Genomic DNA, 13,407 nt, shown 5'->3' with positions numbered 1-13,407 from the left:
ACACTCGCGCTCCCGCGCGGAGGAAACCCGGAACGCAGTTCCCGAAGTGCGCATCATCTGCGCATGAACGCGATCAGATCCGGGGTGTACCCGTACCGAGAGATCGAACGGATGATCGGCCGCGCCCGCTTGAACGACCTGATCCGGCGCGGCCACGCCGAACAGCTCCGTCGGGGCTGGTACCGAATCGGTGAGGCGCGCAGTGACGACGTCGCCGCGGTCCGCCGCGGCGGTGTAGTGAGTTGCATGTCGGCCCTCAGACGCCACGGCGTCTGGGTTCCCGCCGACGACCGGCTCCACGTCCGCGGCAACTCGTGGGCGGTGCAGCACCTTCGAGGACCGTTCTGCAGGCAGTTCGGGCGGCCCGTTCCGGAGGCCGACGCAGTCGACGACCTCCCGACCGCACTGCGACACGCGGCTCGCTGCCTCGATGCGGAGGGATTTGTGGTCGTTTGCGATTCGGTGCTGAACCTGCGACTGATGCACATCGAGGAGCTCGAGTACCTGTTCCGCGACGCTCCGAAGTCCGTCCGACTGCTGATCGATGAGTGCGATCCGAACGCCGAGTCAGGCCCGGAGTCGATGGCTCGCCGACGACTGCGCACTCACCGCGTCCCCGTGCGAACGCAGGTGAAGATCGACGGAGTCGGCCGGGTCGACCTCCTCATCGGCGACTACCTGATCATCGAGATCGACGGCTGGGAGATCCACGGCGACCGGCCGCACTTCCAGTCCGACCGGACGCGCGACGCGACCGCCTTCGACCTCGGCTATCACACGCTCCGCTTCACCTACGACGACATCGTCTTCCGATGGACGGCAACCCTCGCGAAGATCATCCGGGCCGTCCGCAACGGCACTCACATGCGTCCGGCGCAGCGCGCACAGCATTGACCGCTCACGCGTGTCGCCCGAACTTCTCGGCCGGAAGCCGCCGAATCGGTCAATGCTGTGCGCGAGCCAGGAGTCACACCCCGGCGCCCGGCGCGAACTCCTCCAGCATGTCGGTCACCAGCGCTGCGATCGGCGACCGCTCGCTCCTGGTGAGGGTCACGTGTGCGAACAGCGGATGGCCCTTGAGCTTCTCGATCACCGCGGCGACACCGTCATGGCGGCCGACGCGCAGGTTGTCGCGCTGCGCGACATCGTGCGTCAGCACCACGCGCGACCCCGACCCGAGCCGCGAGAGCACCGTGAGCAGCACGTTGCGCTCGAGCGACTGCGCTTCGTCGACGATCACGAAGGAATCGTGCAGCGACCGTCCGCGGATGTGCGTCAGCGGCAGAACCTCGAGCATGCCCCTCGACAGGACCTCGTCGACCACCTCGGTCGACACCAGTCCCTCCAGCGTGTCGAAGACGGCCTGCGCCCACGGCCCCATCTTCTCGGCCTCGCCTCCGGGCAGGTAGCCCAGTTGCTGACCGCCGACCGCGTACAGCGGGCGAAAGACGACCACTTTGCGCTGAGTGCGACGCTCGAGCACCGCCTCCAGACCCGCGCACAGGGCCAGCGCCGACTTGCCGGTGCCGGCCTTGCCGCCCAGGGAGACGATCCCGACGGATTCGTCGAGCAGCAGGTCGAGCGCCACGCGCTGTTCCGCCGACCGGCCGCGCAGGCCGAACGCCTCGCGGTCGCCGCGGACGAGCTGTACCTGTTTGGTCTCGGTGACGCGGCCCAGCGCACTCTGCCCGTTGCCGACCATCCGCACGCCCGTGTGGCAGGGCAGTTCCCGCGCCTCGTCGAGATCGATCAGCCCGTCGGCGAACAGGGCGTCGATCGCCGTGTCGGCGACGTCGATCTCGTCCATTCCGGTCCATCCCGAGACCACCACGTCCTGGGCGTGGTACTCGTCGGCGGCGAGGCCGACCGCGCCCGCCTTGACGCGCAGCGGGGTGTCCTTCGAGACCAGCGTGACGTCGCGGCCCTCCGCACGCAGATTGAGCGCGCAGGCCAGGATCCGCGAGTCGTTCGTGTCGTTGCGGAAACCGGCGGGCAGGACCGTCGGGTCGGTGTGGTTGAGCTCCACCTGCACGGTTCCGCCCTCGTCGCCGATCGAGATCGGCAGATCGAGACGTTCGTGTCTGACTCGCAGGTCGTCGAGCAGGCGAAGTGCCTGACGCGCGAACCAGCCGAGTTCGCTGTGGTGGCGTTTGCCCTCGAGTTCGCTGATGACGACCAGCGGGAGCACTACGTGATGCTCCGCGAAGCGGGTCACCGCCCACGGGTCGGACAGCAGGACGGAGGTATCGAGGACGTAGGTGCGAACGGTCACGTCGGACTCCTAGTCGCCCGTGCAGCCCCGCACGGAACGAGTTTGTCTGAGCAGCCGGTCGGCTCGTGCCTGCTCGATCTCCACCTGCCGGCGGTCAACCGAAGTCGGCGAGAGCCGGGGCCGGCCCTCTCGTGACACCTGTGTCGTTCACGAATCGAACCTCCCGAACGAACCGCTTCCCCGCGGCCCGTTAAGGCCCAACGTACGCTGCGTCACATCTCCGAGTGGCCAAGCGCAGTCGGCGCGTCGGTGAAGGTTGAGTTACCGAACGACGACGCCGAGCGATCTCTCGTCACACCACGGATCAGCGGCAACTTCAGCACCACGACAGCGGTCGACGGGCGTCGCGCCCGTCGACCGGTCACCAATGGTGGATCGACCGCCGCCGGGAGGTGCGGGGCGGTTCGCCGCGCGAAGCCTTACGGACGCGGGTGTCTGTGAATCGGCTCGGGCCGGGAACGACGATCTCCCGGACCCGATTCCGGGGCCTGCAGGGAGTCAGTGCCCGGCAGCCTTCGCGAGAATCCGGGCACGCGCGGACTCGGCCTCGGCGCTGAGCTCCTGAAGGCTCTCCAGCTTGAGCTCCGAGGCCAGCTTCGCCGCGATCGCGGCGTCGGTCGAGACGTCTTCGAAGTCCGAGATGAAATCGCGCTGCGCGTCGAAGTCGGCGATGTCGGAACCGATGTGCTCGATCCCGGCGAGCGCCTTGTCGACGGCCAGGACGGTGGACTCCTGGTCCGCTACCACGCCCGCCATCAGGAAGGCCTGGAACGTCGCGGCCTGCACGGCGTCGTCGGTCTGGATCTTGGTCAGGATCTGAGTCAGGTTCTCGTCGTCGACGTAGCCCAGCAGCTTCTCGATGAACGTGACGCACTGGTTCTCGTGGACCGCGAGCAGGGCCAGGACGTCCATCGGTCCAAGGTTCTCGATGGCCTCGGGCGACTGCCGCCAGCCGGCGACCACATGGATGCGACGACGGTTCTCGGCCTCCACCGGATCCACCGCCCGGGTCACCACCAGGTAGTCGCGCAGGACGATCGAGTGACGATTGTCCTCGGCGGTCCACACGCCGACCAGCTGTCGCCAATCGGAGAACGCGGGGAAGTGCATCGCGAGGACGCGATGGAACGAGGGCAGATTGTCCTTGGTGAGCAGCAGCGCCTGGAGTCCGGCCGCGGCGGTCTCGGGCAGCGTGGAATCGGACGGCACGTAGTCGTCACCGCCCAGGAAGGCGAAGTTGCGGCCCAGGTCCCAGGGGATCCAATCCGACGGCGTCCACGAGATGGCACCTTCGGCGTGCTCCTCCGCGATCTCCGGGAGCGCCTTCTCCAGCGCGTTGATCAACTCGTCATTGCTCAGTACAGCCACGACACCCACCCTAAACGACGGACGGCCCCCACCGAAACCAGGTCGACGCCGGCCGCTACGGGACCGGCGTCGCCTGGATTTCGGCTCGGATCAGGCCTGCGCGCTCATCAGACCCCAGTCCTCGAGGCCCTCGTACAGAGGCAGATCGAGAGCGAGCTTGCTGACGCGTGCACGAAGGGCCGAGACGTCGGCGCCCTTGCCCGCGGCGAGCGCGGTGCCGATGATGTCGGCGACCTCGGTGAACTCGGCGTCGCCGAATCCGCGCGTCGCGAGCGCCGGGGTGCCGATGCGCAGCCCGGAGGTCACCATCGGCGGGCGGGGGTCGAACGGCACGGCATTGCGGTTGACCGTGATGCCGACCTCGTGCAGCAGATCCTCGGCCTGCTGGCCGTCGAGGTCGGAGTTGCGCAGATCCACCAGCACGAGGTGGACGTCGGTGCCGCCGGTCAGGACCGAGACGCCGGCCTTGGTCACGTCGTCGGCCGTCAGGCGCTCGGCGAGGATCTTGGCGCCCGACAGGGTGCGGCGCTGGCGCTCGGCGAACTCCTCGCTCGCGGCGATCTTCAGCGCGACGGCCTTGGCCGCGATGACGTGCATCAGCGGTCCGCCCTGCTGGCCGGGGAACACCGCGGAGTTGAGCTTCTTGGCCCACTCCTGCTTGGCGAGGATCATGCCCGAGCGCGGACCGCCGAGAGTCTTGTGGACGGTGGTGGAGACGACGTCGGCGTGCGGCACCGGGCTCGGGTGCAGCCCGGCCGCGACCAGACCGGCGAAGTGCGCCATGTCGACCCAGAGGTGTGCGCCGACCTCATCCGCGATCTCGCGGAACGCGGCGAAGTCGAGGGTGCGCGGGTACGCCGACCATCCGGCGACGATCACCTTCGGACGGGTGTCGAGCGCGATCTTGCGCACCTCGTCCATGTCGACGCGGAAGTCCTCTTTGCTGACGCCGTAGAAGGCGTTCTCGTAGAGCTTGCCGGAGAAGTTGAGCCGCATGCCGTGGGTCAGGTGGCCGCCGTGCGCCAGATCGAGTCCGAGGAGCGTCTCCCCCGGTTCCATGAGAGCCTGCAGCACCGCGGCATTCGCCTGCGCACCCGCGTGCGGCTGGACGTTGGCGAAATCGGCGCCGAAGAGAGCCTTGGCGCGGTCGCGGGCGATGTCCTCGATCACGTCCACGTGTTCGCAGCCGCCGTAGTAGCGGCGTCCCGGGTAGCCCTCGGCGTACTTGTTGGTCAGCACGCTGCCCTGCGCCTGCAGGACGGCCCGGGGAACGAAGTTCTCCGACGCGATCATCTCCAGGGTGTCGCGCTGACGCGACAACTCGCCGTTCATGGCGGCGGCTACATCGGGATCCAGGTCGGCAAGGGACTGCGAAAACAGGCTCATGGCGCCCGATTCTACCTGCGTGTCTCCGCTCTCCACCGCGTCGGGTTCACGGGCGAACCGGCGGCCCGCTACGCGGCGAGTTCCCTGCGCAGCGACGCCGGGATCAGCGGCTCGTCCAGCAGTCGGCCGAACCGTGCCAGACGTTCCGGACCCGAGGGGCCGGCCCGATCGAGCCAGGTCTCGAGCAAGGCGTAGCCCTCGACGTAGGTGGAGATGTACGCGCGCCAGAGCGGCGAGGTGAGGAACCGGAGCATCTGGCGGGCCCGGTCAGGAGCCACGAGCAGCCAGCGCTGGAGGAAGGCCGCGACATCGTCGATGTCGTCGCCGCGATCGTGCAGCGCCAGGGCCGCGTCCTGACGCACCCGGATCAGACCGGCGGCCGCGGCCCCGACCGCGCGCGCCCGCTCGGGGTCGAAACGCAGCCCGAAGTCGGCGTAGATCTCCGCGGCCCACTCGTGCCACCCGGTGCCCTTGGCCGCCGCGAGCGCGTGGTCGGCGAGCCCCTCGGCCATCAGACACTGGGGCGTGTTGACCAGGAACACGGTGTGTTCGAGTTGTCCCGATCCGACCAGACCCTGTTCCTTGCGGCAGTGCTCGGTGTGGTGTCCCGGGTAGGCCTCGTGAGCGATCAGCCCCGGCAATGAGGACATGTACTGCGGCAGATCGGTGTTCACCGCGACCTTGGAACGGTAACCGCCCAGGTAGTAGTTGAAGCCCGACCACGGTTTGTCGCCGACCACTTCGAACTCGACGGTCTCCGCATCCGGCAGCGGGAAGGCGGTGCGCACCGTCTCGCGCAGACTGCCCGAGAACTCCGCGATCAGTTGCGCCACCGCGGCGGCCGGGATCTCGTCGGCCCGACGGTAGGCGGCGTACGCCTCGCGGAGCCGGTCGCCGGTCGCCCCCGGCACCCCGAGCGCCTCGGCCATCCCGGCGTGGGCCTCGCGGTAGACGGCCTCGTCGCCGGGCTCGATCCGGACGTCGAAGTACGCCTGGACCTCGTCGACGAACCCGACCTCCTCGCCCGCGAACTTGCGGGCCGAGCACTCGAGTGCACGCAAGTGGGCCCCGACGAACTCGGCCCGTTCGGCGGGCAGACCGGCCGGCAACTCGCGCTGCAGCGCGCGGGCGCGGTCCGCCAGCCCGGCCGGGTGCGGCGCGGGCGCGTTCTCGACCTCCACGCGCAATGCGGGATCACCGGTGTAGGCGTCGACGAATCCCTCTTCGAGGCGGTCGAACGCCAGCCCCAGCCGCAGGTACTCGGTCACCGGATCCGCGGACATGCCACCTGTCATGTGACCAACGCTACCGGCGACGCCCGGCTATCGTCTCCGCGACATCGGCGTCCCTGTAGCCTTACCCTCCATGGCGCGTCTATCCCACGACCGCGACCCCGGCCTGTACCTGGAACTCGACCGCAAGCAGTGGCGTGAGCTGCGGCAGTCGATGCCCATGGTGCTGAACGAGTCTGAACTCGACAAACTCGTCGGCCTCGGTGAGCAAGTCGATCTCAACGAGGTCGCTGAGGTCTACCTTCCGCTGTCCCGGTTGATCCACCTGCAGGTGGAGGCCAGACAGCGACTGTTCGCGGCGACGTCGACCTTCCTCGGCGAACGTCAGCGGAATCGACAGGTGCCCTTCGTGATCGGCATCGCCGGTTCGGTGGCCGTCGGCAAGTCGACCACCGCCCGCGTCCTGGCGACGCTGCTGTCGCGGTGGGAGACCCACCCGAAGGTCGACCTCGTCACCACCGACGGATTCCTACTGCCGACGGCGGAGTTGGAGCGGCGGGGCATCATGCACCGCAAGGGCTTTCCCGAGTCGTACGACCGCCGCGCGCTGCTGCGCTTCGTGACCGAGGTGAAGTCGGGCACGCCCGAGGTCACGGCACCGGTCTACGACCACGTCAGTTACGACATCGTGCCCGGCGTGGTGCACTCGGTGCGCCAGCCCGACATCCTGATCGTCGAGGGCCTCAACGTCCTCCAGACCGGTCCCACCCTGACCGTCTCGGATCTGTTCGACTTCTCGATCTACGTCGACGCGAAGACCTCCGACATCGAGAAGTGGTACATCTCCCGATTCCTGCAGATGCGCACCGGTTCGTTCGCCGACCCCGAGTCGCATTTCCACTACTACTCGTCGCTGACCGACGAGCAGGCGACGATCGCGGCGCGCGACATCTGGACCTCCATCAACCGCCCGAACCTGATCGAGAACATCCTGCCGACGCGACCGCGGGCCACCCTCGTGCTGCGCAAAGACGGCAACCACGCGATCAACCGGGTGCGGCTGCGCAAACTCTGACGCCGGCCCGATGCCGACGAGCGCGGCCTCAGGCCGTGATCGGCGCGATCTCCGCGTTCGTCGCGGTCACCAGGTCGGCGGGAGCCAGCCGGATCTCCAGGCCGCGGCGGCCCCCGCTGCACAGCACCGAATCCCATTGCAGCGCAGACTCGTCGACGACGGTCCGCAGCGCGGTCTTCTGGCCCAGCGGCGACACACCGCCGAGGACGTAGCCGGTGGAGCGGGTCACTCTCGCCGCCTGCGCCATCTCCGCCTTCGGCGCTCCGAACGCCTTGGCCACCGCCTTCAACGACAGTTTCTCCGGCACCGGCAGGATCGCCACACCGAGTTCGCCGCCGAGGTCCACCACCAGGGTCTTGAGGATCTGCGCGGCGTCGACGCCGAGGGTCGACACCGTGACGGCGACCGCCTCGTCGCCGTAGTCGCCGCGTCGGCGGTCGTGTTTGTACCGGTGGACCTCGAAGGGCAGGCCCGCGCGCTCCAGCGCCGCGATGGCCGGCGTCGCCGCTGCCATCAGCGCCTCGCCAGCCACTGATCGAAAGTCGTCTCGGTGATCGCATCCGGGTGGTCCGGGACCAGGCCGCCCGAGCGCAGACCGGGTCCGCCGTAGTTGACGCCGAACACGAATCTCGGCGAACCCTTCTGCGCGGCTATCGCTTTGGCGGCGTCGGCCAGATCCATGACGGCCGGTCCGGCCACCGTCACACGGGCCGGTCGCGCAGTGTCCAGCACGACGTCGGCGAACACCTCGGCCACATCCTCGACCGCCGCGGGACGGCTGAGCATCCGGGGTGCTGCACCGATCGGACCGAAGGTGAGCATCGAGAGGAACTTCTGCGCCAGTGAGTACCACTGCGTCGACAGCACCGCGGTGGCCGTGCCGCCGAGGGTCTCGGCGTACACCGTCTCCTGCTCCGCCTTGCCGCGGTAGTGCCCCATCTTCCTGTTGACGACCGGGTCGGACGCACCGTAGATCGACAGGAACACCACTGCCGCGCCCGCAGCCTCCGCGGCGATCGAGATGTTCCGGGCCACGGCACCGAAGAATCGCACGGATTCGTCAGCGCTTCGGGACAGCAGGCTGGTGGCGTCGACCACGACGTCGGCGCCCTCGCACGCCTGCGCCAGGCCCGAACCGGTGACCGCGTCCACGCCGGTCGCCCGATGCGCTCGGGTCACCTGCGCACCGCGGCGTTGCAGTATGTCGCTGAGCACCGAACCGAACTCCCCGCTGGCGCCGACGACGGTGACTCGCATGCTCTCAACCCTCTCGTGGATTCTCGCCGCCGATCGACTTCATTTGCCGAAGCGGCGGTTACGTGCCGTGTAGTCCCGCAAGGCGCGCAGGAAGTCGACGCGCCGGAACTCAGGCCAGTAGGCGTCGGTGAACCAGATCTCCGAGTACGCGGACTGCCAGAGCAGAAATCCGCTGAGGCGCTGCTCGCCCGAAGTCCGGATCACCAGGTCCGGATCGGGCGTCCCACTGGTGTAGAGGTGGGAGTCGATGCCCTCGACGGTCACCGCGTCCACCAGTTCCTCGGAGGACGCGCCCGCCGCCAGGGCCTCGATCAGCAATTGCTGTACCGCGTCGACGATCTCCTGCCGTCCGCCGTAGCCGACGGCCACGTTCACGGTCATGTCGGCCGCGCCCTCGGTGCGATCGGACGCCTCGCGCAGCCGTTGGGCGACCGCGGTCGGGAGCTGATCGAGGTTTCCGACGATCCGGACGCGCCAGTCGGCGTCGACGTCGGAGATCTCGTCCACGATGTCGGGGACTATCTCCATGAGCGCATCGAGCTCGTCCGAGTCGCGCGTGAGGTTCTCGGTCGAGAGCAGGTAGATGGTGACCGCTTCGATGCCCAGTTCCGAGCACCACCCGAGCATGTCGGCGATGCGCTGTGCGCCCACCCGGTGCCCGTGGCTGACGTCCTCGAAGCCGGCTTCCCGCGCCCACCGCCGGTTGCCGTCGCAGATGATCGCCACGTGCCGCGGAATGCGCTCGGGATCCATCAGCTGTACAAGCCGATGCTCGTAGACGCGCAGCATGCCTCCGCGTAGCCGGTCTGGGAGCAGTTTCACAGCCGTGATCCTACTCCGCCGGTAAGTTACCGGAGCGAAACTTACGGTACCGTAGGTTTCATGACGGACTCCTCGACGCCTACCAGGCCCGCAGGCCCCGCCGCCGGGGTCAAGCCCGTGCTGCGCGGAGTCATCCACACGTACGCCGCCTTCGTCGCGGCGGCCGTCGGCGTCGTGCTGATCGTCGGCACGGCGATGCACCGGAGCGCCCCCGCGGTGGTGGCAGTGGTCGTGTACGTGATCACCATCTGCGGGCTGTTCGGCACCAGCAGCGTGTACCACCGGATCGACTGGCGGACCCCCAGGGCGAGGATCGCCATGAAACGCGCCGACCATTCGATGATCTTCGTCTTCATCGCCGGCACCTACAGCCCGTTCTGCGTGATGGGTCTCGATTCGCCGACACGCTGGTGGGTGCTGGGCGTCGTGTGGGCCGGCGCCGTCGTCGGAGTGGCTCTCAAGATGATCTGGCCCGCCTCGCCGCGCTGGCTGGGAGTGGTGCTCTACATCGTGCTCGGGTGGGTGATCATCGCAGTCTCGCCGATGCTGGTCCACAACACCGGCGTCGCGGTCATCGTGCTGCTCGCCGTCGGCGGCGTGTTCTACAGCCTCGGCGGCGTTCTCTACGCCCTGCGCTGGCCCGAACCCTGGCCCGGAGTATTCGGCCATCATGAGGTGTTCCACGCCTGTACCGCCATCGCAGCGACCCTGCACTACATCGCCGTCTGGCTGGTGGTGATCGGCTGAGGCCGCCGGGCTAATCTGAGCGGGTGAACACGCCGATCCGCCTCTCGCGCCTGCGTGGCGCAGTGGTCGGCGGAACGTCCGCCGTCACCGGCGTGCTCGCCCACGCGACCGCGCAGGGCATGCTCCCCGAGACGTCGGTACTTCTGATGGTCGGAGCGGCCGCGGTGGCCGTGGGCATCGGCGTCCGCGCCGCGCCCAGCGTTCGGGCACTGCCCGCACTCGTGGCCGGCCAGGCACTGGTCCACCTGCTGCTCGTGCTCACCTCGGGTCATCACCATGACCTGTTCACCGCGCCGATGGCCGTCATGCACACCGCGGGCACCATAGCCGCACTGCTGCTGCTGTGCGGAGCCGAGATCCTGGTGCGGGCCGTCTCTGCGCTCGCCGTTCGCGCGAGCAGTCTGCGGCTGCGGCCCCGGACCGGCTACGCCGCCGTCGTCGTTCCCGCTCCCCCGCAAGCCGCACCGGCCGCGCTCGTCTTCCTCGGCGCCGTCGGACGCCGAGGCCCGCCCTTTTCGGTCTAGCAACCCACGTCATCACATCGCGTGCCGTCGACGGCGCGCGATGACTTCTGCTTGACCGAAAGGCACACCGTTGTCCACCACTCTGTCTTCGGCGACCCCGGAAACTCCGGACTCGCCGCCGAGACCCGCATCCACCCGCGCGACCCTCATCCGCCTCGTTCAGCGACTGCACTTCTACGCCGGCGTGCTGATCGCTCCGTTCCTGCTCATCGCCGCCGTCACCGGCGCTCTCTACGCCGTCTCCCCGTCGGCCGAGCAGTTGATCTACCGGCACCAACTGCACACGGACTCGTCCGGTCCGGCCAAGTCGGTCGCCGAGCAGGTCCGCGCCGCCCAGGCCGTACGCCCCGATCTCCAGGTCACGGCGGTGCAGCCGGCCACCGAACCCGGTGCCACCACTCGCGTGCTCTTCTCCGACCCGTCGCTCGGCGAGTCGGAGCGACTCGCCGTCTTCATCGACCCGGTGACCGGTGAGTCGCTCGGCCAGCTCGCGTCGTACGGGTCGTCCGGCGCGCTCCCGGTCCGTACGTGGATCGACCAACTCCACCGCAGTCTGCACCTCGGCGAACCGGGCAGGATGTACTCCGAGCTGGCCGCGTCGTGGCTGTGGGTCGTCGCGCTCGGCGGTCTGGTCATGTGGGCGGTCCAGGTCCGCAAGCGCCGCCGTGCGACCGGCAGTGGTTCCATGCTGCGCGGCCTTCCCCGCATGCGCGGCCGAGGCCGAACCATCAGCAGACACGGCGTCATCGGCACCTGGATCGCCGTGGCGCTGCTGTTCCTGTCGGCCACCGGCCTCACCTGGTCGACCTACGCGGGCGAACACGTCACCGAGCTGCGGTCGGCGCTGAATTGGACCACTCCGACCGTCGACTCGTCCCTCACCGGCACACCGCAGGCCGCCGGAGGCGAGCACGCCGATCATCAGATGAGCGGATCGGGCTCCATGTCCGGTGCCATGTCCTCGGCCGACGAGGTCGCGGGAATCGACGGCGCCATCGCTATCGCGCGCGCCAACGGCATCGGCGGGCCGGTGGAGGTGACGATCCCCGACAACGCCTCGACAGCCTTCGTCGTGGCCCAGAATCGCGTCCCGTGGCGGATGTCGACCAGCTCCATCGCCGTCGATCCGTCGCGCGACGCCGTGGTCGACGTCAACGACTTCTCCGACTGGCCGCTGGCCGCCAAGTTGTCCGCGTGGGGCATCCAGCTGCACATGGGGCTGCTGTTCGGCCTGGCCAATCAGCTCCTGCTGTTCGCGGTGATGATCGCGCTCATCGTCGCGATCGTGCTCGGTTACCGGTCGTGGTGGCAGCGGCGGTCGCGCACCCGCCGGATCGGTGCGCCCCCGGCACGTGGCGCGTTGCGGGAGCTCCCGTTGCCCCTCACGCTCGCGATCGCGGTGGCAGCGGTGGCCATCGGTTGGTTCATCCCGCTGCTCGGCTGGCCACTGCTGGCATTCCTGGTGGTCGACACAGTGATCGGCGCCGTCCGCACACGCGGTCTCGAATCAGCCGCATAGCTGATTCTCCGTCTACCCGGAACGGGCGAAAGGCGGCGAGGCATGGCGCGCCCGTACCCCGCTCCGGGTAGTCGCCGCTGAGGGTAGGGGTGCCGCTCGGCACCCCTACCGCGCGGCGCGCGCCAACCGGGCGAGCACTTCGGCCGACGCGTCCCATCCCATGCACTTGTCGGTGACCGACTGCCCGTACACCAGGTCGCCGCCGAGCGACTGCGCTCCCGGCACCAGGAAGCTCTCCAGCATCACACCCGAGAGCACCTGGTCCTCGCCCGCACGACGAGCCGCGGCGAACATCTCCGCGACCTCCACCGCGACCTCCGCCTGCCGCTCGTGATCCTTGCCCGAGTTCGCATGAGAGCAGTCGACCATCACCTTCGGCGACAGACCGGCCTCCGCGAGAGTCTGAACCGCGGAGTCCACCGAAGCCGCGTCGTAATTCGGGCCGGGCGTGCCACCGCGCAGGATGATGTGGCAGTCCTCGTTGCCCGAGGTGTGGACAACGGCGCCGCGACCGAAGTCGTCGACCCCGAAGAAGACGTGTTCGGCCGCCGCGGCCTTGACGCCGTCGATCGCGACCTGGACGTTGCCGTCGGTCCCGTTCTTGAAACCGACCGGCATCGACAGTCCCGACACCAGCTGGCGATGCACCTGCGATTCGGTGGTGCGAGCGCCGATCGCGCCCCAGGCGACGGTGTCCGCGATGTACTGCGGGCTGGTCGGCTCGAGGAATTCGCAGCCCACCGGCAGTCCCAGATCGATGACGTCGAGCAGCAGCGCGCGGGCCGTCCGCAGTCCGCGCTCGACGTCGAACGATCCGTCCATCCCGGGATCGTTGATCAGTCCCTTCCATCCCACGGTGGTGCGCGGCTTCTCGAAGTACACGCGCATCACGATCTTCAGCGCGTCGCGGTACTGCTCGGCGAGCGGCGCGAGGCGACGGGCGTAGTCGAGCGCGGCGACCGGATCGTGGACCGAGCAGGGCCCCACCACCACGATCATCCGATCGTCGTGGCCGGCGAGGATCGCCGCGATCTCCTCCCGATCGCGCTGCACGGCTTCGGCGCGACGCGCGGTCAGCGGAAGCTCACTGCGGAGAGCCTCCGGAGACGGGATCGGCGAGAACGCCGTCACCCGCCGGTCGGAGGTGGACGAACTCTGCCCACTGTCGGTGGTTGCGGCGTCGGTGGTGGTAGTCAAGGAAATGC

Annotated in this window: 13 protein-coding genes; 5 read left to right on the top strand and 8 right to left on the bottom strand. The window is 68.7% G+C overall.

Annotation, left to right across the window (positions count from 1 at the left end):
• The first annotated feature begins 63 nt into the window (after positions 1–63).
• A complete protein-coding gene (locus ACK8HH_RS05310) occupies positions 64–894 on the top strand; it encodes a DUF559 domain-containing protein (protein WP_039868091.1) in 831 nt (276 codons plus the stop codon).
• Positions 895–967: 73 nt separating this feature from the next.
• Here the strand turns inward: ACK8HH_RS05310 and ACK8HH_RS05305 are convergent, their stop codons facing one another.
• The 4 genes from ACK8HH_RS05305 to ACK8HH_RS05290 form a co-directional block, all read right to left on the bottom strand.
• On the bottom strand, positions 968–2,272 hold the full coding sequence (locus ACK8HH_RS05305) for a PhoH family protein (protein WP_006898034.1): 1,305 nt from the start codon (positions 2,270–2,272) through the stop codon (positions 968–970).
• Positions 2,273–2,770: 498 nt separating this feature from the next.
• Entirely contained in the window at positions 2,771–3,640 is an 870-nt protein-coding gene (locus ACK8HH_RS05300) for an acyl-ACP desaturase (RefSeq protein WP_006898035.1), read from the bottom strand.
• A gap of 90 nt (positions 3,641–3,730) precedes the next feature.
• Complete coding sequence (gene glyA, locus ACK8HH_RS05295; protein ID WP_006898036.1) at positions 3,731–5,026, bottom strand: serine hydroxymethyltransferase; 1,296 nt, start codon at positions 5,024–5,026, stop codon at positions 3,731–3,733.
• 68 nt (positions 5,027–5,094) lie between these two features.
• Positions 5,095–6,321: a DUF885 domain-containing protein gene (locus tag ACK8HH_RS05290; RefSeq protein ID WP_375002449.1), complete on the bottom strand. Its 1,227-nt coding sequence runs from the start codon at positions 6,319–6,321 to the stop codon at positions 5,095–5,097.
• Positions 6,322–6,391: 70 nt separating this feature from the next.
• On the opposite strand from ACK8HH_RS05290, the gene coaA reads away from it, so the two are divergent.
• Positions 6,392–7,333, top strand: a complete 942-nt coding sequence (gene coaA, locus ACK8HH_RS05285; RefSeq protein WP_006898038.1) for a type I pantothenate kinase — start codon at positions 6,392–6,394, stop codon at positions 7,331–7,333.
• Between the two features lie 28 nt (positions 7,334–7,361).
• Here the strand turns inward: coaA and ACK8HH_RS05280 are convergent, their stop codons facing one another.
• The 3 genes from ACK8HH_RS05280 to ACK8HH_RS05270 are packed head-to-tail and all read right to left on the bottom strand — an operon-like array spanning position 7,362 to position 9,412.
• Positions 7,362–7,847, bottom strand: coding sequence for an aminoacyl-tRNA deacylase (locus ACK8HH_RS05280; protein WP_062367179.1), 486 nt, complete (start codon positions 7,845–7,847; stop codon positions 7,362–7,364).
• Positions 7,847–8,590: an SDR family oxidoreductase gene (locus tag ACK8HH_RS05275; RefSeq protein WP_375002452.1), complete on the bottom strand. Its 744-nt coding sequence runs from the start codon at positions 8,588–8,590 to the stop codon at positions 7,847–7,849. The genes ACK8HH_RS05280 and ACK8HH_RS05275 overlap by 1 nt, the downstream gene beginning before the upstream one ends.
• A 39-nt stretch (positions 8,591–8,629) precedes the next feature.
• The gene (locus tag ACK8HH_RS05270; RefSeq protein WP_006898042.1) at positions 8,630–9,412 is read right to left on the bottom strand and encodes an isoprenyl transferase; all 783 of its coding nucleotides are present in this window, start codon (positions 9,410–9,412) and stop codon (positions 8,630–8,632) included.
• 60 nt (positions 9,413–9,472) lie between these two features.
• Between ACK8HH_RS05270 and trhA the strand changes: the two genes are divergently transcribed.
• The 3 genes from trhA (at position 9,473) to ACK8HH_RS05255 (ending at position 12,202) form a co-directional block, all read left to right on the top strand.
• Entirely contained in the window at positions 9,473–10,159 is a 687-nt protein-coding gene (gene trhA / locus ACK8HH_RS05265; RefSeq protein WP_062367143.1) for a PAQR family membrane homeostasis protein TrhA, read from the top strand.
• A gap of 23 nt (positions 10,160–10,182) precedes the next feature.
• Positions 10,183–10,683: a hypothetical protein gene (locus tag ACK8HH_RS05260; protein ID WP_006898044.1), complete on the top strand. Its 501-nt coding sequence runs from the start codon at positions 10,183–10,185 to the stop codon at positions 10,681–10,683.
• 70 nt (positions 10,684–10,753) lie between these two features.
• A complete protein-coding gene (locus ACK8HH_RS05255; protein WP_375002455.1) occupies positions 10,754–12,202 on the top strand; it encodes a PepSY-associated TM helix domain-containing protein in 1,449 nt (482 codons plus the stop codon).
• A 105-nt stretch (positions 12,203–12,307) separates the two neighbouring features.
• Here ACK8HH_RS05255 and ACK8HH_RS05250 read toward each other — a convergent pair whose 3' ends face one another.
• Entirely contained in the window at positions 12,308–13,399 is a 1,092-nt protein-coding gene (locus tag ACK8HH_RS05250) for a 3-deoxy-7-phosphoheptulonate synthase (protein ID WP_006898046.1), read from the bottom strand.
• Between the last annotated feature and the right edge of the window lie 8 nt (positions 13,400–13,407).

It is taken from the genome of Gordonia sp. LUNF6 (assembly GCF_047041125.1).
In the GTDB taxonomy this organism is placed as follows: domain Bacteria; phylum Actinomycetota; class Actinomycetes; order Mycobacteriales; family Mycobacteriaceae; genus Gordonia; species Gordonia sihwensis.
Note: the sequence above shows the minus strand (reverse complement) of the source record. Positions and strands in the feature narration are given on the sequence as shown.

Coding starts and splice junctions, on each gene's coding strand:
- ACK8HH_RS05310 (WP_039868091.1), top strand. CDS start 64: ATGAACGCGATCAGATCCGGGGTGTACCCGTACCGAGAGATCGAACGG.
- glyA (WP_006898036.1), bottom strand. CDS start 5,026: ATGAGCCTGTTTTCGCAGTCCCTTGCCGACCTGGATCCCGATGTAGCC.
- trhA (WP_062367143.1), top strand. CDS start 9,473: ATGACGGACTCCTCGACGCCTACCAGGCCCGCAGGCCCCGCCGCCGGG.
- ACK8HH_RS05275 (WP_375002452.1), bottom strand. CDS start 8,590: ATGCGAGTCACCGTCGTCGGCGCCAGCGGGGAGTTCGGTTCGGTGCTC.
- ACK8HH_RS05290 (WP_375002449.1), bottom strand. CDS start 6,321: ATGACAGGTGGCATGTCCGCGGATCCGGTGACCGAGTACCTGCGGCTG.
- ACK8HH_RS05280 (WP_062367179.1), bottom strand. CDS start 7,847: ATGGCAGCGGCGACGCCGGCCATCGCGGCGCTGGAGCGCGCGGGCCTG.
- coaA (WP_006898038.1), top strand. CDS start 6,392: ATGGCGCGTCTATCCCACGACCGCGACCCCGGCCTGTACCTGGAACTC.